The sequence below is a fragment of the Actinacidiphila glaucinigra genome (assembly GCF_900188405.1).
Taxonomy (GTDB): domain Bacteria; phylum Actinomycetota; class Actinomycetes; order Streptomycetales; family Streptomycetaceae; genus Actinacidiphila; species Actinacidiphila glaucinigra.
In genome coordinates this window covers 1-23,130 of the sequence record NZ_FZOF01000052.1, presented here as the reverse complement: position 1 = coordinate 23,130, position 23,130 = coordinate 1, and the positions used below count along the sequence as shown (strand labels likewise).

The 23,130-nt window shown below is 74.1% G+C and carries 26 protein-coding genes; 18 read left to right on the top strand and 8 right to left on the bottom strand.

The window, feature by feature from the left end; all coding sequences use genetic code 11:
- Positions 1-73 precede the first annotated feature (73 nt).
- Complete coding sequence (locus CHF15_RS42385) at positions 74-1,699, bottom strand: FAD-binding oxidoreductase (protein WP_089229293.1); 1,626 nt, start codon at positions 1,697-1,699, stop codon at positions 74-76.
- A gap of 116 nt (positions 1,700-1,815) precedes the next feature.
- On the opposite strand from CHF15_RS42385, the gene CHF15_RS42380 reads away from it, so the two are divergent.
- Complete coding sequence (locus CHF15_RS42380) at positions 1,816-2,427, top strand: TetR/AcrR family transcriptional regulator (RefSeq protein WP_089229292.1); 612 nt, start codon at positions 1,816-1,818, stop codon at positions 2,425-2,427.
- 45 nt (positions 2,428-2,472) lie between these two features.
- On the opposite strand, the gene CHF15_RS42375 is transcribed toward CHF15_RS42380, so the two are convergent.
- Positions 2,473-3,213 carry a sulfite exporter TauE/SafE family protein gene (locus CHF15_RS42375; protein WP_089229291.1) on the bottom strand — a complete coding sequence of 247 codons (741 nt, stop codon included), beginning with the start codon at positions 3,211-3,213 and terminating at the stop codon, positions 2,473-2,475.
- Between the two features lie 255 nt (positions 3,214-3,468).
- Here CHF15_RS42375 and CHF15_RS42370 point away from each other — a divergent pair, with 255 nt between their 5' ends.
- From CHF15_RS42370 to CHF15_RS42345, 6 genes are all read left to right on the top strand, one after another.
- Positions 3,469-5,106: a phosphodiester glycosidase family protein gene (locus tag CHF15_RS42370; RefSeq protein WP_089229290.1), complete on the top strand. Its 1,638-nt coding sequence runs from the start codon at positions 3,469-3,471 to the stop codon at positions 5,104-5,106.
- 139 nt (positions 5,107-5,245) lie between these two features.
- Complete coding sequence (locus CHF15_RS42365) at positions 5,246-6,355, top strand: PP2C family protein-serine/threonine phosphatase (protein WP_410169692.1); 1,110 nt, start codon at positions 5,246-5,248, stop codon at positions 6,353-6,355.
- A gap of 42 nt (positions 6,356-6,397) precedes the next feature.
- Positions 6,398-6,619, top strand: a complete 222-nt coding sequence (locus CHF15_RS42360) for a hypothetical protein (protein ID WP_089229288.1) — start codon at positions 6,398-6,400, stop codon at positions 6,617-6,619.
- Between the two features lie 81 nt (positions 6,620-6,700).
- Positions 6,701-7,396: a TetR/AcrR family transcriptional regulator gene (locus CHF15_RS42355; protein ID WP_089229287.1), complete on the top strand. Its 696-nt coding sequence runs from the start codon at positions 6,701-6,703 to the stop codon at positions 7,394-7,396.
- A 41-nt stretch (positions 7,397-7,437) separates the two neighbouring features.
- Positions 7,438-8,652 carry a cytochrome P450 gene (locus CHF15_RS42350; RefSeq protein ID WP_089229286.1) on the top strand — a complete coding sequence of 405 codons (1,215 nt, stop codon included), beginning with the start codon at positions 7,438-7,440 and terminating at the stop codon, positions 8,650-8,652.
- Positions 8,653-8,693: 41 nt separating this feature from the next.
- Positions 8,694-8,915, top strand: a complete 222-nt coding sequence (locus CHF15_RS42345) for a ferredoxin (RefSeq protein WP_018557771.1) — start codon at positions 8,694-8,696, stop codon at positions 8,913-8,915.
- A gap of 13 nt (positions 8,916-8,928) precedes the next feature.
- Here the strand turns inward: CHF15_RS42345 and CHF15_RS42340 are convergent, their stop codons facing one another.
- A complete protein-coding gene (locus CHF15_RS42340; protein WP_089229285.1) occupies positions 8,929-9,876 on the bottom strand; it encodes a N(4)-(beta-N-acetylglucosaminyl)-L-asparaginase in 948 nt (315 codons plus the stop codon).
- A gap of 807 nt (positions 9,877-10,683) precedes the next feature.
- Between CHF15_RS42340 and CHF15_RS42335 the strand changes: the two genes are divergently transcribed.
- A complete protein-coding gene (locus CHF15_RS42335) occupies positions 10,684-11,571 on the top strand; it encodes a DivIVA domain-containing protein (RefSeq protein ID WP_179280238.1) in 888 nt (295 codons plus the stop codon).
- Between the two features lie 9 nt (positions 11,572-11,580).
- On the opposite strand, the gene CHF15_RS42330 is transcribed toward CHF15_RS42335, so the two are convergent.
- Positions 11,581-12,327: a class I SAM-dependent methyltransferase gene (locus CHF15_RS42330; RefSeq protein ID WP_089229283.1), complete on the bottom strand. Its 747-nt coding sequence runs from the start codon at positions 12,325-12,327 to the stop codon at positions 11,581-11,583.
- A gap of 145 nt (positions 12,328-12,472) precedes the next feature.
- Here CHF15_RS42330 and glgA point away from each other — a divergent pair, with 145 nt between their 5' ends.
- The 4 genes from glgA (at position 12,473) to CHF15_RS42310 (ending at position 16,871) form a co-directional block, all read left to right on the top strand.
- Complete coding sequence (glgA, locus tag CHF15_RS42325) at positions 12,473-13,660, top strand: glycogen synthase (RefSeq protein ID WP_089229282.1); 1,188 nt, start codon at positions 12,473-12,475, stop codon at positions 13,658-13,660.
- Positions 13,661-13,677: 17 nt separating this feature from the next.
- Positions 13,678-14,895, top strand: coding sequence for a glucose-1-phosphate adenylyltransferase (glgC, locus tag CHF15_RS42320; protein ID WP_089229281.1), 1,218 nt, complete (start codon positions 13,678-13,680; stop codon positions 14,893-14,895).
- 174 nt (positions 14,896-15,069) lie between these two features.
- Positions 15,070-16,095, top strand: coding sequence for a permease (locus tag CHF15_RS42315; RefSeq protein WP_089229280.1), 1,026 nt, complete (start codon positions 15,070-15,072; stop codon positions 16,093-16,095).
- Positions 16,092-16,871, top strand: coding sequence for a TIGR03943 family putative permease subunit (locus tag CHF15_RS42310; protein ID WP_089229279.1), 780 nt, complete (start codon positions 16,092-16,094; stop codon positions 16,869-16,871). The genes CHF15_RS42315 and CHF15_RS42310 overlap by 4 nt, the downstream gene beginning before the upstream one ends.
- Before the next feature lie 15 nt (positions 16,872-16,886).
- On the opposite strand, the gene CHF15_RS42305 is transcribed toward CHF15_RS42310, so the two are convergent.
- Complete coding sequence (locus CHF15_RS42305; RefSeq protein ID WP_089229278.1) at positions 16,887-17,306, bottom strand: PPOX class F420-dependent oxidoreductase; 420 nt, start codon at positions 17,304-17,306, stop codon at positions 16,887-16,889.
- A gap of 148 nt (positions 17,307-17,454) precedes the next feature.
- On the opposite strand from CHF15_RS42305, the gene CHF15_RS42300 reads away from it, so the two are divergent.
- Positions 17,455-18,243 carry a hypothetical protein gene (locus CHF15_RS42300; RefSeq protein ID WP_089229277.1) on the top strand — a complete coding sequence of 263 codons (789 nt, stop codon included), beginning with the start codon at positions 17,455-17,457 and terminating at the stop codon, positions 18,241-18,243.
- A 31-nt stretch (positions 18,244-18,274) separates the two neighbouring features.
- On the opposite strand, the gene CHF15_RS42295 is transcribed toward CHF15_RS42300, so the two are convergent.
- Positions 18,275-18,478 carry a hypothetical protein gene (locus tag CHF15_RS42295; protein ID WP_089229276.1) on the bottom strand — a complete coding sequence of 68 codons (204 nt, stop codon included), beginning with the start codon at positions 18,476-18,478 and terminating at the stop codon, positions 18,275-18,277.
- A gap of 154 nt (positions 18,479-18,632) precedes the next feature.
- Between CHF15_RS42295 and CHF15_RS42290 the strand changes: the two genes are divergently transcribed.
- Complete coding sequence (locus tag CHF15_RS42290) at positions 18,633-19,640, top strand: zinc-binding alcohol dehydrogenase family protein (protein ID WP_089229275.1); 1,008 nt, start codon at positions 18,633-18,635, stop codon at positions 19,638-19,640.
- A 134-nt stretch (positions 19,641-19,774) separates the two neighbouring features.
- On the opposite strand, the gene CHF15_RS42285 is transcribed toward CHF15_RS42290, so the two are convergent.
- Both CHF15_RS42285 and CHF15_RS42280 read right to left on the bottom strand, forming a co-directional pair.
- Positions 19,775-20,236, bottom strand: a complete 462-nt coding sequence (locus tag CHF15_RS42285; protein WP_089229274.1) for a group III truncated hemoglobin — start codon at positions 20,234-20,236, stop codon at positions 19,775-19,777.
- Positions 20,233-20,667 carry a hypothetical protein gene (locus CHF15_RS42280; RefSeq protein WP_375820321.1) on the bottom strand — a complete coding sequence of 145 codons (435 nt, stop codon included), beginning with the start codon at positions 20,665-20,667 and terminating at the stop codon, positions 20,233-20,235. Before CHF15_RS42280 ends, CHF15_RS42285 begins: the two co-directional genes overlap by 4 nt.
- Positions 20,668-20,842: 175 nt before the next feature.
- Here CHF15_RS42280 and CHF15_RS42275 point away from each other — a divergent pair, with 175 nt between their 5' ends.
- The 4 genes from CHF15_RS42275 to CHF15_RS42260 all read left to right on the top strand — a co-directional run bounded on the left by CHF15_RS42275 (position 20,843) and on the right by CHF15_RS42260 (position 23,035).
- A complete protein-coding gene (locus CHF15_RS42275) occupies positions 20,843-21,517 on the top strand; it encodes a class I SAM-dependent methyltransferase (protein ID WP_089229273.1) in 675 nt (224 codons plus the stop codon).
- A 199-nt stretch (positions 21,518-21,716) separates the two neighbouring features.
- The gene (locus tag CHF15_RS42270) at positions 21,717-22,136 is read left to right on the top strand and encodes a hypothetical protein (protein WP_089229272.1); all 420 of its coding nucleotides are present in this window, start codon (positions 21,717-21,719) and stop codon (positions 22,134-22,136) included.
- Positions 22,137-22,278: 142 nt separating this feature from the next.
- The gene (locus CHF15_RS42265; protein WP_089229271.1) at positions 22,279-22,629 is read left to right on the top strand and encodes a S26 family signal peptidase; all 351 of its coding nucleotides are present in this window, start codon (positions 22,279-22,281) and stop codon (positions 22,627-22,629) included.
- 145 nt (positions 22,630-22,774) lie between these two features.
- Entirely contained in the window at positions 22,775-23,035 is a 261-nt protein-coding gene (locus CHF15_RS42260; RefSeq protein WP_089229270.1) for a response regulator transcription factor, read from the top strand.
- Positions 23,036-23,130: the final 95 nt, after the last annotated feature.

The window sequence follows — 23,130 nt, the reverse complement described above, 5'->3', positions numbered from 1 at the left end:
GACGATGATCTCCGCACACTCCCCAGGTCTCCCCCCGTGGCCTGGGGAGTGCTGCGTTCGGCGGCCCGCGCCGTCAGCCCGCGGGCAGCAGGACGCCCGGGTTGAGGATGCCCGCCGGGTCGAGGGCGGACTTGGCGGCGGTGAGGGCGGCGGCGAACGGGCCGGGGCGCTGGGTGTCGTACCAGGGGCGGTGGTCGCGGCCGACCGCGTGGTGGTGGGTGATCGTGCCGCCGTGGTCGGCGATGGCCTGGCAGACGGCGGCCTTGATGTCGTCCCACTGGGCCACCGTGCTGCCCCAGCGTCCCGCGGCGTAGATCCCGAAGTACGGGGCGGGCCCGTCGGGGTGGACGTGGGTGAAGCGGCAGGTGACGACGCCCGTGCCGCAGACCGTGCGGATCGCCTCGTTCGCGGCGTGGGTGACCGCCGCGTGGAGTTCCTCGAAGCGGTCCCAGGTGCAGGCGGTCTCGAAGGTCTCCACGACCAGGGACTGCTGGGCCAGCGCGTCGCGCTGGTAGGGCATGCGCAGGAAGGACGAACGCCAGGATCGGTCCGCCCCGGCGCCGCCGCCCGCCTCGTCGGCACCGTCCGCCCCCGTGTGGGTGTGGCGGGCCGGCGCGGGCAGGTGGCCGCCGTGGTCGCGGCACAGTTCCAGGGCCCGGTCCATCCAGGGCCCCAGCGGGTGGTCGGCCGACTCGAAGGCCAGGATCAGGACGCTGCCGCCGGTGGTGACGCCCGCGTTGACCAGCGCCTCGGCGGGGTCCAGCAGGCGGCAGTTGGACGGGTGGAGCCCGGACTGGGCCAGGGCGCGGGTGGCCGCGACGGCGGCGGTGAAGTCGGCGAAGTGGACGGAGGCGTTCGCCCGCCACCGGGGGCGTCGCTGCAGGCGCATCCAGGCTTCGGTGATGACCCCGAGGGTTCCCTCGGAGCCGAGGAACATCCGGTCGGGCGACGGCCCCGCGCCCGAGGCGGGCAGCCGCCTGGACTCGCCGGTCCCGGACGGCGTGACGACGCGCAGCGCCTGCGTGAGGTCGTCGATGTGGGTGTAGAGGGTGGCGTAGTGGCCGCCCGCCCGGGTGGCCAGCCAGCCGCCGAGGGTGGAGTACTCGAACGACTGCGGGAAGTGGCGCAGCGTCAGCCCGGAGGGCCGCAACTGGTCCTCGAGGTGCGGGCCGAGCACGCCGGCCTGGATGCGGGCGGACCGGCTCACGGGATCCACCTCCAGGACGCGGTCGAGATGCCCCGTGTCGAGGGTCAGCGCCGGGCAGCCGTCGGCGAGGCGGGGTTCCACGCCGCCGACAACGGAACTGCCGCCGCCGAAGGGGATGACGGCGATCCCCTCGCGGGTGCACCAGTCGAGCAGGTCGGCGACGTCCTGCTCGGTGCGGGGGCGGGCGACGAGGTCGGGGGCGTGGCGCAGGTCGCCGTGGAGGTTGCGGACGACGTCCCGGAAGGCCTTGCCGTGGGTGTGCGCGGCGCGGTCGTACGGGGTGGCGGAGCACAGGTGGGCCAGTGACCGCGGCGCCGTGACGCGTACGGGCGACAGGGCGAGGGAGGCGACGTCCGGGGGGAGGTGGACGGTGAGGTCGGCGTCCGGGAGCAGTCCGGCCACCCGGCCGGTCAGCGCGGTGCGTTCGGCGCCGCGCACCGCGTGCTCGACGGTGCCCCATCCCCACCACGAGCGTGTTCCGGCGTGCGTCATGTGTGTCCCGCCCCTCGCCTCGCTGCGATATGACCGGGTAGTAAATTACCAACGGGTCACATTGTTGGGGAGGGTGAACTGACCCCGAGGTCAGTTCACTGCCTACAATCACGGACGTGGCGAGCACGCGAACCCGGACCGCCGGGACCAAGGGCGTACCCCGCGCCGAGCGCGAGGAGCAATTGCTCACCGCGGCCGTCGAGGAGTTCGGCCGGCGCGGCTACGGCGGCGCGTCGATGGCGGCCATCGCCGAGCGGGTCGGGGTCACCAAGCCGCTGCTGTACCAGTACTTCGGGTCCAAGGACGCGCTGTACGCCGCGGCCCTGGAGCGGGTCGCCGGCTCGCTGACCCGCGCGCTCACCGCCGCGCTGGCGCCCGGCGTGACCTCGCTGGGGACGCCGCTCTCCGTGCTCGGCGCGATCTTCACCACGCTGGAGGGGCGGCGCCACGCCTGGTTCGTGCTGTACGACCGGACCCTGCCCGCCGCGGGTGCGCTGCGCGAGGCGGCCGAGCGCCACCGTGCCGCCATCGACGTTCTGGCGGCCGCGGGCAGCGCGGAGTTCCTCGCCGCCCGCGGGATCGCCGACCCGCTGGACTCCGACGCGCTCAAGCACCTGTGGACCGGCACCGTCAGCACCCTGGTCACCTGGTGGATCCACCATCCCGGCGAGTCCGCGCAGGAGATGGCGGAGCGCTGCCGGCGGCTGATCACCGCGATCGTCGCCTGACGCGCCGCACCCCTTCCCCGCCCCCGTCGTACGCCCCTGCCACGGTCAGAGGGTGACGAGCCGTATCGCCGCGAGCAGGGTCAGGGCGACCGTGACGCGCTCGAAGACCTTCGGGCTGATACGGCTGATGGTCGCGCGGCCGGCGACGGCCCCCGCGAGCACCGCCGGGGCGGCCATCGCCCCGAAGAGGAGGGTGTCGGGCGTGATCAGCCCCAGGGCGACGCTGAAGGGCACCTTGAAGGCGTTGAGCAGCAGGAAGAACCAGGCGCTGGTGCCGAGGAAGCCCAGCATGGGCAGCCCCACGGCCAGGAAGTAGAGCGCCATGATCGGGCCCGCCGCGTTGGCCGTCATCGTGGCGAAGCCCGCCAGGATCCCGGCGCCCGCGGCGACGGCCCTGTGCTGGGCGAACGGGTCGTCCGGGCCCCGGCGCCGGCTCCACCAGTGGACGGCGAGCATCGACAGCAGCAGTGCCCCGATGAGTTCGCGCATCCGCGTGTCGTCCACCAGGTCGACGACCACGGCGCCCAGCAGCACCCCGACCACGACCCACGGGAAGAGCCGGACCAGCCGGCCCCAGTCGGCGTGCCGGCGGTAGGCGGCCACGGCCACCACGTCGCCGACGAGCAGCAGGGGCAGCAGCACGCCGGTGGACAGCTTGGCCGGCAGGACCAGCGCGAACAGCGCCACCCCCACCGTCCCGGCGCCGGACACCCCGGTCTTGGAGTAGCCGACGAGGAAGAGGGCGAGCAGCGCCACGGCCCACTGCGCCGGGTCGAGCGAGGGCATCAGGGCCGCCGGGGGGCGGAGAGTGCGAACGTCACGGCACGTTCTTACCTGGCCCGAGCCGCGCCTCCGCGGCCGGGGTGGGCCCGCCGCCGCGGCCGGGGACAACTGCGCCGTGACCGCTCCCGGTTGTCACCGAGGGTTCCCCGTGGGTCCGTCGCCGCGTGGGCTGCCCGTCCCCGTGCGGGTCTGGGATGACGGATCAAGGACCGGGCAGCGCCACGCACCGCCCGGTGGAGACGAACGTCAGGAGAACGTATGTCCGTCACAGCCGCCGAACCGCGCGACCGGGCGCGCCGGGTGGGGAAGGCCGCGCGGAGGGGGGCGGTGTTCGCCGCCGCCCTGGCGCTGGTCGCCGTCGTCCCGCCGGCCCTCGCGGGGGCGCAGTCGCCCGCGGACTCCGGCACGCACGGGATCGCGTGGACGACGCAGCAGGTGGCGCCCGGCCTTGAGGTCCGTAGCGGTGTGCTGCGCGACCCTTCGGCCGCCGGAGTGTGGACGGTGACCGTGCAGGCCCCCGCCGTCAACCGGCTGACGGGCGCCGCCACGTGGGCCCCGCTGGGTGACCGTGCCTGGGCCGACGCGACCGCCGGGCGCCTGCGCGAGGTCGGGCTCGAGCCGCGGCTCGAGGCGGTGGAGTGGGACACCTACGCCGACACCCCGCGCGGAGTGATGGGCTGGCAGGTCCGGGTCGGCCGGTTTGCCACGCAGGCCGAGGCGGGCACGGCGAACGCGGCGGTCGTGGCGGCCGGTTTCCGCACGTCGACGGAGTGGACCGGTTACGACGGCCGGCAGGCCGCCGACGGCGAGCGCGTCCACGTGGCCGTGGTGGACCCGGCGCGGCTGCGCGGGTCGGTCGCGGTCAGCGACGGCGGCAACGTCGCCGACCGGGAGAAGACCTCGGCGGTCGCCGGCCGGCTGGGGTCGCTGCTCGGCGTCAACGGCGGCTTCTTCATCACCTCGGACTCCGACGGCATCCAGGGCACCGTCGCCGGTCTGTCCGCGGTGGACGGCAAGCTGGAGTCGATGGCGGTCGGCTCGCGGGCGGCGCTGGTCCTCGGCGACGGCGGACGGCGGCCGCGGATCGCGGACCTGTCCACCACGGTCACCGTGCGGGCCGGCTCCGCCCGCCACGCGGTGCAGGGCATCAACCGCCTGCCGGGCAAGGTCCGCAACTGCGGCCGTCCCGGTGGCGTCCCGACCGAGCAGCCCCGCCACGACACGACCTGCACGCTGGCGGACGACCTGGTGGAGTTCACCCCCGCCTTCCGTGCGGCGCTGCCCACGGGCAGCGGTGCGCAGGTGGTGCTCGACGCTCACGGGACCGTGCTCTCCGCCGGCGCCCGCGGCGGGTCCGTCCCCGAGCGCGGCACGGTGCTGCAGGGCACCGGCTCGGCCGCGGAGTGGCTGACCGAGCACGCGCGGACCGGCAAGCGGCTGGTCGTGAAGGAGGTCGTCCGGGACGCCGAGGGGCGTCAGGTCCGGCTCGGCCGCGGCGACAGCATCGTGAGCGCGGCGCCCACCCTGGTGGAGGACGGCCGTGTCCACATCGACGCCGCGACCGAGGGCACCCTGGACCCGCTGGACCTCTCGTTCGGTTTCGCGTGGTCCAACGTGCGCCAGCCGCGGACGATGGCCGGCATCGACCGGCAGGGCCGTCTGCTGCTGGTGACGGTGGACGGGCGGCAGCCCGGGGTGAGCGAGGGCTTCACCCTCGGCGAGGCGGCCCGCTTCATGAAGTCGCTGGGCGCGGTGCAGGCCCTCAACCTCGACGGTGGCGGTTCGTCGGCGATGGTGGTCGAGGGTGTCCTGGCCAACGTCCCCTCCGACGCGACCGGTGAGCGTGCCGTCGGCGACACGATCCAGGTCCTGCCGGGGCGCCGCGGCGAGGACTGACCCGGGGCCGGTACCGCCCGGCCGCCGCTGACGACCTCCGACCGCCCCGGGGCCCGCTCCCGGGGCGGTCGGCTGGTCCGTCCGGCCGGACGGGGGGCTTCTCCGTCCCTTTTGCCCCGGTATGATGCGCTTCGTGATCATGTCCGGATGGCTGCGGCGCCCACGCGCCCGCCTCGACGGCCGCTGGGGAATCCGCCGGCCGGCCCCGGTGATCCTGACCGTGCTCATCGCCGCCCTGGCCTTCTCCACCCCGCGCGAGATCGCGATCAGCCGTCTGCTGCCCGTGGCGCCCGCCCTGGCCGCCGCGATGTGGCCGGTGCTGGCGACCGTGCTGCTGGGCGCGTTCTGCCTGCTCGTCATGGTGGGCCTGAGCTTCGTCTACACGGACCTGGGCACCCCGTACACCGGGGCCGCCATCGTCGCGGTCACCCTGGCGGCGGCGTACGCCAGCCACGTACGGATCCAGCGCGAGGAGGCGCTCTTCCACGCCCGGACCGTCGCCGACGCGGCGCAGACGGTACTGCTGCGGCCGCTGCCGCGGCAGATCCAGGGCATGGAGATCGAGTCGCTGTACCTGGCGGCACAGGAGCAGGCGCGCATCGGCGGCGACTTCTACGAGGTGGCCGACACGCCCTACGGGGTGCGGCTGCTGATCGGCGACGTACGCGGCAAGGGACTGTCCTCCGTGGGCGCGGCCTCCGCGCTGATCAGCTGCTTCCGGGAGGCGGCGCACGACGAACCGGACCTGCGGGGCATCATCCACCGCCTGGAGACGAGCATCGGGCGCCACAGCTCCGGCTACCCCGGCCAGGACCTGCCGGAGCGCTTCGCCACCGCCGTGATCGCCGAGATCCCGCACGACGGCGGCCGCCTGCGACTGCTCAACTGCGGGCACCCCCCGCCGATCATCGTGCACGCCGGCCGCATCCGGGTGCTGGAGCCGAGCGCCGCCTCCCCGCCGCTGAACCTCGCCGACCTCATCGGGGACCGCTACTTCGTCGACACCCACGCCTTCGCCGCCGGCGACCAGTTGCTGCTCTACACCGACGGCGTCACCGAGACCCGCGACCGCACCGGGGCGTTCTTCCCCCTCCCGGACTGGCTGGCGCGCCAGAGCCCGGCGGCGCCCCGCGAACTGCTGGACCGGCTGCACCACGAACTGGTGCGCTACAGCGGCGGGCGGCTCGAGGACGACATCGCCGCGCTGGCCGTGCGCCGGCCGGACGTCCCGGCCGGCGACGCCCCGTAAATCGCTGTCGCACGGGCCCGGTCCGGTCCTACGCTCGCCGCCATGCCCCGACCTCACGGATTCTCCTACCGCCGGCACGGCGACGGCACCGTGGTCGTCACCCACGGCGCGCACACGGCCGCCGTGCTGCGCGGGGAGCGCGCCGAGCGGTTCCTGGAAGAGGTCGAGCGCGGCGACGCCCAGCTGGTCATGGCCCGCTGGACCGGCAACTACAAGCGCGGCAACGAACGCGGCGCCCGCGCGCACCCCCGCAACCAGGGCTGACGAGCCGCGGCCCCGCACTCCCTCCCGCCCTCCCGCCGTTCACAAAATGTACAGACTCGGTCCCTTTTGTAGGCTTTCCTTATGGAACGTCGTCGGACGGCCGGTACCGGATCCGCGACCGCGGTGGGCGCACCGCGGGTGAGCCTGCGCACCGAGCAGCGTGACCTGACCCGCAACCGGATCCTGGACGGGGCGGTCGAGGTCTTCGCCGCCAAGTCGTCCGTCGCCGCCACCATGGAGGACATCGCCCGCGCCGCAGGTGTCACCCGGGCCACGGTGTACGCGCACTTCCGCGGCAAGGCGGAGGTCGTCGCCGCCCTGACGGACCGGGTGTACCAGGTCAGCGACTCCCTCTACGCCGAGCTTGCCGCCGTCCCCGAGTGGACCCGCGCCACCGTGCGCGAGTGGCTGGAGCACGCCGCGGCGAGCTGGCGGGCCCTGGCACCGACCATCCGCGTTCTGCTCGCCGCCACCCCGTCGGCCGCGGGTGACGACGGCAGCGCCCGCGACCGCTACCTGGCGGCGCACGAACGCTACGTGGCCCTGCTGACCGCCCCGCCCCGCCGCTGGCGGCGCGTCACCCCCGCGCAGGCCCGGCAGCGCGCCCTGATGGCCGTGCTCCAGACCGGGTCGTTCCTCACCGCCTGGATCGCCGGCGGCCTCCCGGTCGACACCGACGACCCGCTGGAACTCCTCACCGACGACCTGTGCCACCTGCTGCGCCCCGCCCTCGCCGGCCGGCCCGCCGCACCGCGCCGTCCCCCCGGCCCGTCGTGAGGACCGCACCCCACCCCCCGAGTCCACTGGAGGCATGCGCCATGGCCGCGACCGAGCCCCGGAACTACCCCTTCACCGAAGCCGACCGGCTGACCGTCGACCCGGCCTTCGCCGGACTGCGCAAGGACGAACCGCTGTGCCGGGTCCGCTTCCCCTACGGGGAGGCCGCCTGGCTGGTCACCCGGTACGAGGACGTCAGGACCGTCCTGGGCGACCCCCGGTTCAGCCGGGCCGAGGCCGTCCACCGCGACGAGCCGCGCCTGCGGCCGCACCGGGGCCTGGAGGGCAGCATCCTCGACCTCGACCCGCCGGACCACACCCGGTTGCGGCGGATCGTGGCCAAGGCCTTCACCGCCCGGCACATCGAGCGCCTGCGGCCCCGCACCGAGCAGATCGCGGCCGAACTGGCCGACGGCATGGCCGCCCGCGGCGCGCCCGCCGATCTCGTGGCGGACTTCGCCCTGCCGCTGCCCGTCACCGTCATCTGCGAACTGCTCGGCGTCCCGCTGGCCGACCGCGCCGACTTCCGCACCTGGTCCGACGCTCTGCTGTCCACCACCAAGTACACCCCGCAGGAGATCCAGGACTGCACGGACGCCCTGATGGCCTACATGGCCGGGCTGATCGCCGAACGCCGCGCCGCGCCGCACGACGACCTCCTCGGCGCGCTGGTCGACGCCCGCGACAACGGCGAGCGGCTGTCGGAACGGGAACTGCAGGTCCTGGCGGTCTCGCTGCTCGTCGCGGGCCACGAGACCACCGCCTCGCAGATCCCCAACTTCGTCTACACCCTGCTCACCCACCCCGAGCAGCTCGCGGCGCTGCGCGCCGACCCCGGCCTCGTCCCCGGCGCCGTCGAGGAACTGATGCGCTACGTCCCCCTGGGCAACGGCGCGGGCATGCCCCGCTACGCACTGGACGACGTCGAACTCAGCGGCGGCATCGTGCGCGCCGGGGAGGCGGTGGTGGTCTGCCCCGTGTCGGCCAACCGCGACGAAGCGGTCTACACCGACCCCGACCGGCTCGACGTACTGCGCCAGGAGGCCTCCCACGTCGGGTTCGGGCACGGACCGCACCACTGCCTGGGTGCCCAACTGGCCCGCATGGAACTGCAGGTGGCCCTGAACACCCTGCTCGAGCGGCTGCCCGGACTGCGTCTGGCCGGGCCGGAGGAGAGCGTCGTGTGGAAGTCCGGCGTCGCCCTGCGCGGACCCGAGCGGATGCCGGTCACCTGGGACCGGACCCGAGACGCCTGACGACACCCGACGAGACCCGACGACCCCGAAGGAGGCGCACCATGACCTGGCAGATCGAGGTGGACCGGAACACCTGCATCGGCACCGGTTCCTGCGCCGGAATCGCCCCCGAGCACTTCGAGCTCCGCGACCGCAAGTCCTGCCCCAGGCACCCGACGGCCGAACCGGACGAGCTCCTGGTCGACGCCGCCGAGTCCTGCCCGGTGGAGGCGATCACGATCCGGGACGCGACCAGCGGGGAACTGATCGCGCCCGAGCCGTAGGCCCTCGCGGCCCTCAGACCAGCGTGCGGGGGCGCAGCTCCGGCTCGGTGGAGGCACCGGTCATCACCGCGTAGACGCTGCCCTCCTGCCCCGCCGCACCCCCGTGCCGCCCGTCCGGGGTCAGCGCCAGCGCCCGCAGCTCGGACCGGTACTCGTCGGGCAGGCCGGCCGCCTCCTCCAGGGCGACCCGGCACGCGTCGGCCGGCTCCTTGCCCAGCGCCAGCAGGTCGACCACCGTACGCGCCGTCCCGCCGCGCAGACTCAGCTCGCCGCGCCCGGTGCAGGCGGCCCCGCCACCGCGCAGGTCGCACCAGTTGCCCGCCCCCGGGACGGCGGAGTCGCCCACCCGTCCCGGGTACTTGAAGGGGTAGCCCGAGGTCGAGACGCCCACGCACATCTCGCCGTGCGCGTCGAGCGCGACGATGTTGATCGTCCCCCACGGCCCCTCGTGCGGCGCCATCCGCCGTACCAGCTCCAGCGCCGCCCGGCGGTAGCGGTGGTCACCGTCGACCGCCGGGGTGTTCTCCCCCTCGACCGCCTCGGCGGCGGTCAGCAACTGCTCGCGCCACATGGCCCGGGACTCCTCGGTCAGCAGTTCGGCACCCTCGAACCCGTTCTCCCGGGCGAACAACGCGGCGCCCTCCCCCACCAGCAGGCAGTGCTGGGGCAGCCGCTCCATCACCGCGCGCGCCACCGAGATCGGGTTGGGGAACCCGCGCAGCGCGCCGACCGCGCCGAACCTGCGGTCCGAGCCCGTCATCACGGAGGCGTCCAGCTCGACGACGCCCTGCGCGTTGGGCAGCCCACCGGTGCCGACGTAGTGGTCGGTGAGGTTGTCCTCGCAGCGGCGCATCGCCGCCTCCACGGCGTCGAGCGCCGTCCCGCCCCGCCGCAGCACGTCCATCCCGGCCGGCAGGCCGACCTCGCTGCGCTCGCTTCCGATGATGACGGGCTGCGTCATGGCGTTCCCTTCGATGGTGGGCCGGGCCGCGCGGGCCGCCGGCGGGCCGACACCCGCGACGACCTGGTCCGACGTCGCCGCGAGCCTAGCGGGGGGCTCGCGGACTCCGGTCAGTGCCCGGGGCCGGCCGCCAGGGCGCGCAGGTCGTCGCGGATCCGGCCGACGCAGGCGTGCCGGTCGGTGCGCTCCTCGTCGGGCAGGCCGCCGGTGCCGTCCAGGAGGTGGACGCCCAGCCACGTCCGTCCAGCGATCCGGGCCCTGGCCTCCCACTCCTCTTCCCGGACCAGGCCCCGCAGGCGTATCGCGGCGTCTGCCGCGCGGACGGCGACGGCGCGCCCGTCGTGCCAGCCACCCCGGCCGCGTCCAGCACGTCACTGTCCGCCCGGCGGTCCTCACGGCGGCGGAACCTCCCCCGTCCGCCGGCGGATCCGCGCAGCGCCCCGTACACCTCCTGGTCCATCCCCAGGGGGAAGAACCACACCCCTTCGTCCCCACCCGGCATCCCCATGCGCGTTGCGTACCCAGGGCCCGGGGGCCCGTATTCACCCGTCCGGCCCTTTCGCCGAGCGCGGAGGGAAATCCACGCTGTCTGCGGGCGCAGTGACGACGCGCATGATCACAGTTGCCACTGCGCCGCCCGCAGTTGCGCCCTCCACGCCGCTCACCCGGGTCCCACGATCGGCGCTGGTGACACCGCCCGCACCGCGCCCGCGCGGTGTTCCCGGGCTGCCCCGGCCCGGCCCGCCGCCCAAGCTGGAGTTGACGGATGCGGTCAGGACTTGTCGACGAACACCTCGAGGTGAGCAGATGGCACAGACGCCGATTACCCCCGAGAACGTGCGCAGGACGCAGTTCACCACCGTCCGCCTCCGCGAGGCCTACGACGAGCGCGAGGTCGACGACTTCCTGGACGAGGTGCAGACCGAGCTGACCCGGCTGCTGAGGATCAACCAGGACCTGCGCGCCCAGGTCTCCGCCGCCGAGGCCGCAGCCGCCCGGCAGCCCGAGGAGCCCGTACTCGAGGTGGCGTCCGCACCTGAACCGGAGCCCGAGCCGGAGCCGCAGCCGGAGCCGCAGCCGGAGACCGACGTCGTGCCGGAACCGGAGCCCGCCCCCGTAGCCGCGGCCGAGGCCGCTGAACCCGAGAAGCCCGCCGAGCCCGAGGAGGCCGCCGAGAAGCAGCCCGGGTTCGCTGTCGACAGCACGGCCCGCCTGCTCGCTCTGGCCGAGCGCACCGCCGAGCAGGCCGTCTCCGAGGCCCGCGCCGAAGCCCACAAGATCGTCGGCGAGGCCCTCGGCCAGGCGGAGAACCTGCGCCGCGACGCGGGCGAACGCGCCCAGTCCCTCGAGCACGAGGCCCGTGAGAAGCACCGTCAGGCGATGATCGCGCTCACCACCGCCCGCACCGCGCTCCAGCGCAAGGTCGACGACCTCCGTACCTTCGAGAACGCGTACCGCAGCCGTCTGACCGCCCACATGCAGTCCCAGCTCCGCCGCCTCGACCGCGACCTGGCCCGTTCCCTCGCGCCGCCCTCCGCGCCCCCGACGGTCTCCCTCACCCGCGCCACCGCCAAGCGCGTCGCGCAGGCCCAGCCCGTCCCCCCGGCTCCCCCGGCTCCCGCCCCGGCGGCAGTCCCCGCCCCTGAGGCCGCAACCCTCACCGCCGCGGGCACCCTGAGCGGGGAGGAGGACTAGACCCGCCGGTCACCGCTCGGCGGTGGGGAGCCGGTAGACGGAGACATGGGAACGGGATTCGGCGGTGAACTCGGCGCCGTGCCAGTCGGCGTGGCGGGACTCCAGGTCGAATCCGGCGAGCTGGGCCATGAGGTCGAGCTCGGCGGGCCAGATGTAGCGGTGCGGTGTGCGGAAAAGCCGTGTCCCCTCGCCGTCGGCGAAGCGGAAGTGGTGCGAGACGACCTGCTGCCGCAGGACGTCGTAGGTGTCCACGCCCATGGAGCCGGAATCGGAGTGCCAGACCACGGCCCGCTGGCCGGGCGGCAGTTTGCGCAGCTCGGGAACCCACAGTTCGATCACGAAGCACCCGCCCGGTGCGAGATGGCGGGCGGCGTTGCGGAAGCAGGCGACCTGTTCGGCCTGGGTGAGCAGATTGGCGATCGTGTTGTAGACGAGGTAGACGAGCCGGAAGGCGCCCGGGGCGCGGGTGGTCGCCATGTCGCCGGTGACGACCGGGATCGTCGCGTCGTCCGCCTTGGTGCGCAGCCGGTCGATCATCGGCCGTGACAGCTCGATGCCGCTGACCGGCACACCCCGTGCCGCCAGCGGCACGGCGACGCGGCCGGTGCCGATCGCGAATTCGAGCGCCCGTCCGCCGTCGGCGAGTTCGGCGAGGCGGTCCACGGCCGGACCGAGTACCTCCGGAGCGAACATGCCGGTGCCGGGGGTGTCGTAGCTCCGGGCGGTCTCCGCGCCCCAGATGTGGTCCTGTCGCATGCGCCCGACGATTCACGATGCGGGCGGGGAAGTCGAAGGAATTCCGCGCGGGGCATCACCCGGCGAAAGGCGGGGAACACGGATCGAACACCGTTCTGCGGGGCATGGATGTCCCAACACGGCGACGGGACCCGGGGAGGCGCCCGTGAAGGTGGCACTGCTCACGCGGGAGTACCCGCCGTACGTCTACGGCGGGGCGGGCGTCCACGTGGAGTTCCTGGCCCGGGAGCTGCGCTCGCTGACGGACCTTCAGGTCCACTGCTGGGCCGGGGCGGACGGCGGGGACGGCGGGGACGCTCCGGGCGTCACCCGGCATGCCGCCGCCTCGGAGCTCGAGGGCGCGAACGAGGCGTTGCGCAGCCTGTCGGTGGACCTGACGATGGCGGCCGCGCTGGCCGGGCGGGACCTGGTGCACTCGCACACCTGGTACGCCAACCTCGCCGGCCATCTGGCCAAACTGCTGTACGGCGTCCCGCACGTGCTGACCGCCCACTCCCTCGAACCGCTGCGCCCCTGGAAGGCCGAGCAGCTCGGCGGCGGCTACGCGCTCTCCAGTTGGGCGGAACGGACGGCGGTCGAGGCCGCGGACGGCGTCATCGCCGTCTCGCACGGGATGCGCGCGGACATCCTGCGGAGCTACCCCGCGCTCGACCCGGCGCGGGTGCACGTCGTCCACAACGGCATCGACACCCGGCTCTACCGGCCCGACGCGTCCACCGGGGCACTGACCGCCCACGGCGTCGACCCCGGCCGTCCGTACGCGCTGTTCGTCGGGCGGATCACGCGGCAGAAGGGGGTTCCGCACCTGCTGCGGGCCGCCCGGCGGATCGATCCGCGGCTGCAGATCGTGCTGTGCGCCGGGGCGCCCGACACCCCGGCGATCGACCGGGAGTTCCGCGAACTGGTGGAGGAACTGAGGGCGGTACGCGGCGGGGTGGTCTGGATCCCGCAGATGCTGCCCAGGCCCGAGGTCGTGCAACTGCTCACGCACGCCGCGGTGTTCGTGTGCCCGTCGGTGTACGAACCGCTGGGCATCGTGAACCTGGAGGCGATGGCGTGCGGCACCCCGGTGGTCGCCTCCGCGGTGGGCGGGATCCCGGAGGTGGTGGAGGACGGCGTGACCGGGCTCCTGGTGCCGTACGAGGAGAAGGACCCCGAGGGTTTCGAGGCGGGACTGGCCGCGGCGGTCGACGCGCTCACCGGCGATCCGGCGGCGGCGGCGCGGATGGGGGCCGCGGGACGTGAGCGTGCGGTGGCGGAGTTCGGGTGGGACGCGGTGGCCCGCCGCACCGTGGGCGTGTACGAGGAGATCTGCAACTCGCAAGTGCGGTAGCGGCAGAGGGGGCAGGGATGCGCGGCGGACCTTCGGTGCTCGGAATCGTGCTCGCGGGCGGGGAGGGCAAGCGGCTGATGCCGCTGACCGCCGACCGCGCCAAACCGGCGGTGCCGTTCGGCGGCGCCTACCGGCTGGTGGACTTCGTCCTGTCCAACCTCGTCAACGGCGACGTCATGCGCATCTGCGTGCTGACGCAGTACAAGTCGCACTCCCTGGACCGGCACATCACCACGACCTGGCGGATGTCGAACCTGCTGGGCAACTACGTCACCCCCGTCCCGGCGCAGCAGCGGCTGGGCCCGCGGTGGTTCCTCGGCAGCGCGGACGCCATCTACCAGTCGCTGAACCTGGTGTACGACGAACAGCCCGACTACATCGTGGTGTTCGGCGCCGACCACGTGTACCGCATGGACCCACGGCAGATGCTGCGCCAGCACATCGAGGCCGGCGCGGGCGCCACGGTCGCGGGCATCCGCGTCCCCCGCGACCAGGCGCCCTCGTTCGGGATCATCACCCCGGGACCGGGCGGGGTGCGGGTGGAGCGGTTCCTGGAGAAGCCCACCGATCCGCCGGGCCTGCCCGGCGACCCCGACCGGGTGTACGCCTCGATGGGCAACTACGTGTTCACCACGAAGGTGCTGCTGGACGCACTGGCGCAGGACGCCGAGGACGACGCGTCGGTGCACGACATGGGCGGCAGCATCATCCCGCTGCTGACCGCCAAGGGGCAGGTCCAGGTCTACGACTTCGACGACAACCATGTGCCCGGCGAGACCGCCCGCGACCACGGCTACTGGCGGGACGTGGGCACCCTGGACGCGTACTACGACTCCCACCAGGACCTGATCTCCGTCCAGCCGGTCTTCAACCTGTACAACGACCAGTGGCCGCTGTACACGCACTCGCTGCGGCTGCCCCCGGCGAAGTTCGTGGCCGGAGGGATCGCGAGCGAGTCGATGGTCAGCCCGGGCTGCATCATCTCCGGGCAGGTCACGCAGTCCGTGCTGTCGCCGGGTGTGGTGGTCGAGGAGGGCGCGGTGGTGCAGGGGTCGGTGCTGCACGACAACGTCCGCATCGGGCGGGGCGCGGTCGTGCGCCGCGCGATCCTCGACAAGAACGTGGCCGTGCCCGCGGGCGCCACGGTCGGCGTCAACCCGGAGCGCGACCGCGAGCTGTACCACGCCTCCGCGAACGGGATCATCGCACTGGGCAAGGGGCAGCGCGTGCTGTGACCGTGCCGGTCCGCCGACGCCGGCGGGCCGGGTCGCGTCCATGGTCATCTCGGGGTCCGGCTTGGGCCAAGGGTGCGCAAAGGCCGGTTGCGGGTGTGAGACACCGGGCCCGGCGGCCACGTATGGAGGGTGAAGTCCTTCACGCCCCCCTGCCCGCCCGGAGGTAGTACCCACGTGACCGTCACCAAGGAGGCCGCGGCGCCGGCCGGGACCGCGCGGCAGGACACCGGGCCGCCGGACCCGGAGCAGGGGTGGCGGGTCAGTTCGCCGCTGGTGCTGACGATGCTGCTGCTCGTCGTGCTGACGTTGCAGGGGCCCGTGCGGCAGGCGCTGTCCGCGCCGGTGATGCAGAGCTGGACGACCGTGTTCGTCGCGGTCGTGGTGCAGGCTCTGCCGTTCCTGGTGCTGGGCGTCCTGCTCTCGGCGGTGCTCGCGGTGTGCGTCCCGCCGTCGTTCTTCGCGCGGGCGCTGCCGCGCCGCCCCGCGCTGGCGGTGCCGGTGGCGGGCGTGGCGGGGGCCGTTCTGCCGGGGTGCGAGTGCGCGTCGGTGCCGGTGGCGGGGGCGATGGTGCGGCGGGGGGTAGCTCCGGCGGCGGCGCTGACGTTCCTGCTGTCCGCGCCGGCGATCAACCCGGTGGTGCTGACCGCCACGGCCGTGGCCTTCCCGGACGAACCGCGCATGGTCGTCGCCCGGTTCGCCGCCGGCCTGCTGGTCGCCTGCGTCATGGGCTGGCTGTGGCAGCGTCTGGGGCGCCCCGATCTGCTGCGCCCGAAAGCGCACCCGTCGGCCGAGGGGCAGGGCAGGGGCGCGGCGTTCTGGGGTTCGGTGCGGCACGACGTCATGCACGCCGGCGGGTTCCTGGTCGTCGGGGCGATGGCGGCGGCGACGCTCAAGTCCTTCGTGCCCGAGGACGTCCTGCGCCTCGCATCGGGGAACCCGGTGGTGTCCGTGCTCGCGCTGGCGGTGCTCGCCGTGGTGCTGTCGATCTGCTCGGAGGCCGACGCGTTCGTCGCGGCGTCGCTGTCGCAGTTCTCCCTCACCGCCCGCCTGGTGTTCCTCGTCGTGGGGCCGATGATCGACCTGAAGCTCTTCGCGCTGCAGGCGGGCGCCTTCGGACGTGCCTTCGCGGTGCGGTTCGCGCCGGCCACCTTCGCCGTGGCCGTCGTCCTGGGCTCCGCGACCGGGGCGGTGCTCCTGTGAACCGGGAGGCGCAGGCCGCCGTTCTGCTGCTGACCGGGGTGGCGCTGCTGCACGCGGGTCTCAGCGATCTCTATCTGCGGTACGTCAAGGCCGGGCTGCAGCCGCTGCTGCTGGCCGCGGGCGCCGTGCTGGTCGCCGCCGCCCTGGCGACGGTCTGGTACGAACTGCGCGGGCCCCGCCGCCGCACCGGGCAGGGGCCGGGCGACAAGCCGGGCGACAAGCAGGAGGACACGCACGACGCGCACGACGCGGGGCACGCGCACCCGCACCCGCACCCGCACCACGAGCCGAAGGTCGCGTGGCTGCTGGTGCTGCCGGTGCTCGCGCTCGTCCTGGTGGCCCCGCCCGCCCTGGGGTCGTACTCCGCCGCCCGGACCGGTACGTCCGTCCCCCGGCCCTTCGGGTTCCCCGCCCTGCCCGCCGGGGACCCGCTGCGGATGGCGACCGTGGACTACGCGGGCCGCGCGGTCTACGACCGCGGGCGTTCACTGAGCGGCCGTCAGGTCACCCTCACCGGTTTCGTCAGCATCGGCCGCGACGGCACCCCGTACCTGACCCGCATGGTGCTGAACTGCTGCGCCGCCGACGCCCGCCCGGTCAAGATCGGCCTGACCGGGCAGGTGCCGCCCGTCCTGCGGCCGGACGCCTGGCTGGAGGTGACCGGGACCTACACCCCGCGCCGGGCCGAGGATCCGGTCAACGACGGTCCCGTCCCGTTCCTGGACGTGAGCCGCGCCCGGCCGGTGCGGGAGCCCGCGGAGCCGTACGAGGGCTGACGCGTCGGTGCCCGGTCAGCCCGGCTGGCTGCTGTCCTTGAGCGTGCCCCAGCCGTGCCACCGCTCGATCTCGATGAAGGCGCTGAAGCGCTCGCGGTCCCGCTGGGGGTAGGCGCGGCCCAGGTACTGCTCGGCCAGCCGGTCGATGCCGGCGAGACCGGTGTCCTCGCGCAGTTCGGCGACGCGCCCGATCAGGGTGACGTGGGTGTACCAGTTCCCCTCGTCCAGGACCGTGAGGGTGACCCGGGGGTCGTTGCGCAGGTGGTCCAGGCGCTTGCGGCCGCCGTCCATGTTGACCAGCACCCGGCCGTCGTCCCACAGGTACCAGGTGGCCGTGGACACCGGCTGGCCGTCGGCCCGCAGTGTCGTGATCACGGCCGGGTTCGGCTTCTTCAGCATCTCGATCGCGGCCGGGGGAAGCGGGGGCTTGGACACGGGGACTCCTTCTCGGTGATCTTCGGCGCTGCGCCTCACCGTGCCACATCCCGCCGCGGCGGACGGCGGCCCGGGCCCGGCGCGCCCTGCGCTGTCCGCCGAAGGGGCGCGCCGCTCTCGTCCGTCGACCGGCCGATACCATGCGCCCATGCCTGACGACGGCCTGATCGACGTGACCCTGGTCGACGTGGCGGACGGCCGGCCGTTCGGCCGTTCCGGACTGCCCGCCGGACAACTGCCCGAATCCTTCACGCCGGAGACCCGGCTCGAGCTCGGCGGGGCGGTGTGGGAGGTCGTACGGGCGGATCCGGCCGACCGTCCGGCCTTCCTGGCCGCCGGGCGGCTCGTCCTGACGCTGCGCCGCCTGCTGACGGCGGACCCCCGGCAGATCGGCTACACCCTGCCCACGCTCTGTGCGGAGCTGCCCCCGCTGACGCCGCCGGACGGCACCGCGGACGACCTGGAGATCCACGAGGACGAGTGGCGGCAGGCCGAGCTGGTGGAGCGGCGCCGCACCGCTGAGGTCGAGGCGCAACTGGCGGCCGTCACGCGGGTCGTCCGGGAGCACGTGCGGACGGTCGGGGAAGGCGCTTCGGCGGTCCGGGTGTTCGACGAACTCCACCTTCGGGAGACCCCGGCGGAGCCGCTGACCGGCACGCTCACCCGGCAGCGGCTGTTCCAACTGCTCCCGGCGGAGCACGTGTACACGGGCGTGGCGCTGCGCGACGGACAGGGCCGGGTCGCCGACTCGTTCGCCGCCCGCGTCGGGCCGGTGGCGGTGTACGGCCGCTGCGCCGGTGACCGGGTCGTCACCCTGGGCCTGACCCCGGCGGCACGGGCGACGGTGGAAGCGGTCCCGGGACTGGCCGGGCTCATGCGGGAGTTCGGCCTGGTGCTCGTCGACTGGTGCGCGGTGCGGTGCGAGGAACTGCCGTAGCCGGTGGCCGGGGCTCTCTCGGCGGGGGCCCTCAGGTCCACACGCCGGGGCCGGCCCCGCGCCATTCGACGAGGTCCGGGTCGGTCAGGTCGATGGCCTCGGGATCGAGGCCGGCGTGCCGCAGGAACTCCTGGAAGTCGCGGAGGTGGTACGCGATCCCCAGGATCTCGCCGTCCACACGGACGCGCCGGCCGCCGCTCGTCGATGGCGGCATCACGATGACGCGACGCTGCATGCCGCCAGGATGACCCGTCCGGCCCCGCCCCGCATCCCGGGCGCCGGACGGCGACCCCGCGGTGGCACCCGGATGGCCCGGCCGCCGCTGCCGGGGTCGGCATGGCGTGCCAGGCTGGCCGGAACCCGTCAGCCCAGCGAGGGAGCCCCCGGTCATGACCGAACGGACGATGCGGGCCGTCGCCTCGTACCGGGGCCTGCCCGTGGAGGACCCCGAGAGCCTCGTCGACGTCGAGCTGCCGCTGCCGGATCCCGGGCCCCGTGACGTCCTGGTGCGCGTGCGGGCGGTGTCGGTCAATCCCGTGGACGTCAAGGTCCGCGCCGGGCTGCCCGCCTCCGGCGGGCCCCGCGTCCTCGGCTTCGACGCCGCGGGCGTCGTCGAAGCGGTGGGCGAGGAGGTGACGACCCTTCAGACAGGGGACGAGGTCTGGTACGCCGGGGACCTCGACCGAGCCGGCAGCAACGCCGAGTTCCAGGCCGTCGACGAGCGCCTCGTGGCCCGCAAGCCGCGCAGCCTCGGCTTCGCGGAGGCCGCCGCCCTGCCGCTGACCGGCATCACGGCCTGGGAGACCCTCTTCGACCGGTTCGCCCTCGACACCCGGTCGACCGGCACCCTGCTGGCGCTCGGCGGCGCCGGGGGCGTGGGCTCGATCCTCATCCAGCTGGCGAAGCAGCTGACCGGCCTGCGGGTGCTGGCCTCGGCCGGCCGCCCCGAGACGGCGCAGTGGGTCACCGGCCTGGGCGCCGACGTCGTGGTCGACCACCACGACCTCGCCGCGACCGCCGCCGCGGCCGCCCCGGAGGGCGTCGACTACCTGCTCTCCCCGCACTCCGCCGGCAACGTCGGCACCTACGCCCGGATCATGCGCCCCGGCGGGCACATCACGGCGATCGACGAGCCCGAGGGCTTGGACCTTCTGCCGCTCAAGGCCAAGAGCATCGCGTGGCACTGGGAGTTCATGTTCACCCGGCCGATGTTCCGGACCCCGGACATGATCGAGCACAAGAACCTGCTGCAGAAGATCGCGGCCCTGGTGGACGACGGCCGCATCCGCAGCACCGTCACCACCACCATCGAGGACTTCTCGGCCGCCGGACTGCGCCGCGCCCACGCGATGGTGGAGTCCGGCCGGAGCATCGGCAAGGTCGTCGTCACCCGCTGAGGACTCCCCCGGGCGACGGACGCGGAACGCCCCCCGGCACCGCCGCGGCGGGGTCCGCCCGGCAGCCGCTCGGCCCGCGGCGCTCTTCGGCGGCTGCTGCCCGGCGGCAGCGGAGCCCCCGGATCCGGCCGCGATCAGACGGTTTCCCCGCCCTCACGGCGGCGGATGGTGACGTACTCGCTGGCGTCGCGGCCGGCCAGGCGGCGCTGGAGGGATCCCCCGATGCGACCGGCCTGCAGCTTGGCGAGTTCGGCCTTCTCGCCGTGGAAGAGTTCGTCCACCGTCAGCGACCACAGCGCCAGCCAGCGGCCGAAGTGCTCGGGGCCCAGGGGGGCCATGCGGTGCAGGGCCAGATGCGGGGCGAGCGCGTTGCGCCGGTACCGGCCGGCGGCGAACAGCACCGATTCCCAGAAGTCGCACATGATCGGCATGTGCGCGTCGAGGTCCATCCGCGCCACCTCGGTGAAGATCGGGCCGATCAGGGGGTCGGCGAAGGCCCGGAGGTAGAAGGCGGTCACCAGCCGTTCGACGTCCGTACGGTCGGCGAGGTCGCGACCCGTGCCGCCCTGCGTGGCGACGGGCCCGGGCGCGCTCACAGCCGCTCCAGGACGAGCGCGGCACCGCATCCGGCCAGGCACAGCGCCTTGACCACCTCGAGCGCGACGTACCGCAGATGGGCCCGGCTGCGCGGGCCGCTCTCCCCCGCGAGGACGGCGGCCGTGCGGCGGTTCAACGAGGGCCGCACCACGAGCAGTTGCACCAGGAGCATCGCCACGGCCCCGGCGCCCAATCCCAGCGCGGCGGGCCCCGGCACCTCCCAAGCCAGCGCCACGGCGGCGATCGCCGCGAGCACGGCCTCGACGCGGTTCAGCGCCCGGAAGACGATCCGCCCGATGCCCAGGCCCAGGGGCACGGTGATCCCCTCGGCGCGGAACTTGAGGGGGGCCTCCAGGAACGAGATCCCGAGCACCATCCCCAGCCACACGAAGACCGCGGCCACCTGCGCCAGCACGGCGCCGGCGTTCACCGGGCCCTCCGCTCGGGGCGGCACCGGGCGGTGCGCACGGGATGACGTCTGATGCGGTGAAGGTCCATGCCTCCACCCTAGCTTAAATTTGCATCTCAGATGCGCATTAGAGTCGGCCGTCACAATCCCCGCAACCGGCTTGGGAACCAAGGGGGTCGACGCCGAGAATGGCCCGATGACCTCGCGCGATCTGCTGCCCGACCACCGGCTCGAGCTCACCTCCGTCGTCGCCAACAGCACCATGAACCGCGAGCGGGGTCTGACCGGCGCCAACAGCTACGCCCGCGAACTCGGCTTCGACCCCGCCGCCCATCTGCTCTCCCGCACCCCCGAACCGCGCTGGCTCGACCTGTGCAGCGGGGAAGGGCTCGCCCTGCGGGAGGCCGCCGGCCGCCTGCCCGCGACGGCGCGACTGACCGGCGTCGACCTGGTGGGGCCCCTGGCGGCGGCACCCCCGCCGCCCACAGTGGAACTGGTCACCGCGTCGGTGACGGACTGGGAGCCGGCCGCGCCGTACGACCTGATCACCTGCGTCCACGGACTCCACTACGTCGGCGACCGGCTCGGACTGCTGACCCGGGCCGCCGGCTGGCTCCGGCCCGGCGGCCTGCTCGTCGCCCACCTCGACCCCGCCGCGATCCGATGGGCGGACGGCGGTCCCGCCGGGCGGTTCGCCCTGGCCGCCCTGCGGGCCGAGGGATTCGCCTACAACGCCCGCCACCACCGCCTCACGCTCACCGGCCCGCGCGCCGTCCGGCTCCCCCTGCGCTACGTCGGCGCCGACCCCGAAGCGGGCCCCAACTACACCGGCCAGCCCGGCGTCGCGGCCCACTACCGGCACGCCGAATGAGCCCGCGGTCCGGCGGCACCTGGATCGGCGGCACTTCTGTCAAGTCCCGGGATCCAGCGACATGACGCCCGGGCGGCCGCACGGCTTACTGGAGACATCACCGACCTCCCCGGCTCGGGAACGAGAACCTCCGCCGCGGACGGGGCGGACCTCCGCCCCTCCGAGCCGGCCCGCCACCTCCCGGAACGGAGCACCTGCCATGCCCAGGCACACCCTGCGGCGCCCCGTCGCCACCGTGCTGGCCGCCCTGGTGGTCGCCGCCAGCACCGCGGGAGCCGCCCAACTGACCCACCCCGGCGCCGACCGCCCCGCCCCGTGCTCACGGGACGGCGTCCACGAGAGCGCCGATACGGTGCGGGAGGCCCTGCCCCGCCTGCCCGTCGCGGCCGCGGCGTCCGGCTGCGCCGCTTCCGGCGCCCTGCCGGACAAGCCGGAGGACCGGCTCTCCGTCGCCGACAAGGCCCGCATCGTGGTGCTCATGGCAGGCGGCGACGCCCGCGGTTCCGAGGTCGCGGCGAAGTACCAGGTCTCCGAGGACCAGGTCGCCGCCTGGAAGGGGCAGCTTCTCCTGGGCGACTGGTTCGGGCTGCTGCGCCCCGCCTCCGGCACCCTGCGCTGACCGTCGCGCCCCGCCTCCACCGGTCGCCGGCAGATCGTCCGACGTGCCATCCCGGCCGACGCCGTCACGGCCCGGACGGTCCGCCGGGCAGGGAGCGGAAAAATCGGTTGGCCGGCCGGGCGGAGTGGGTCACCATCGCCCCATGGGAGCACTGGACGCGGTGGCGGGCAGGGTGGCCGGCGGGGCGAGCGTCGAGTTCCGGCCCAGCGGATCCTCGATGGTCCCCCTGATCCGCAGCCGTCAGCAGGTGACCGTCGTCCCGGTCGACCCGTCGAAGCTCGAGGTCGGCGACATCGTGCTCGCCCGCGTCGCCGGCACGGTGTACCTGCACCTGGTGTCCGCGGTGGACCCGGCCAGGGAGCGGGTGCAGATCAGGAACAACCGGGGCCACGTGAACGGCTGGACGGGACACGGCCGGGTCCACGGCATCTGCACGGCGGTCGACGGCGTCCCCCGCCCTCGGACGGCCGGAAAGACGCTGGCCTCGTCGTAACACATCCGTGACGGTCGGCGGACAGGGCGATGACGCCGCAGAGCGAAGGTGGTGGATATAGGGCAAAACGCCCTGATCGGACATCCGCCTCCCGCTTCCGAGGGCGCGAGCAGGCACGACAGCCGCCCCGCCGAAGGACACCCCCATGAGCCCCGCACCCGCCACGCCCCCCGCCGACACCGACGCCGAGACGGGCGCCGACACCGGCACCGGGCTCCCCGAACTCGCCCCCCGCGAGCGCGAGACCCTGCGCCACATCGCCGCGGGACGCACCTACCTCCAGACCGCCCGCCACATGGGACTGTCCAGGCACACTGTCGACGCCTACCTGCGCCGTATCCGCGCCAAGCTCGGCATCCACAGCACCGCCGAACTCACCCGCACCGCCATCGCGCTCGGACTGTGACACAGGGCGCACCGAAGATCACCAGGTGTGAAGCGGACGAGCGCTTCCGCGATCATCCGTCACCGATCCGCCGGCCGGCAGCGCCAAATCACCCG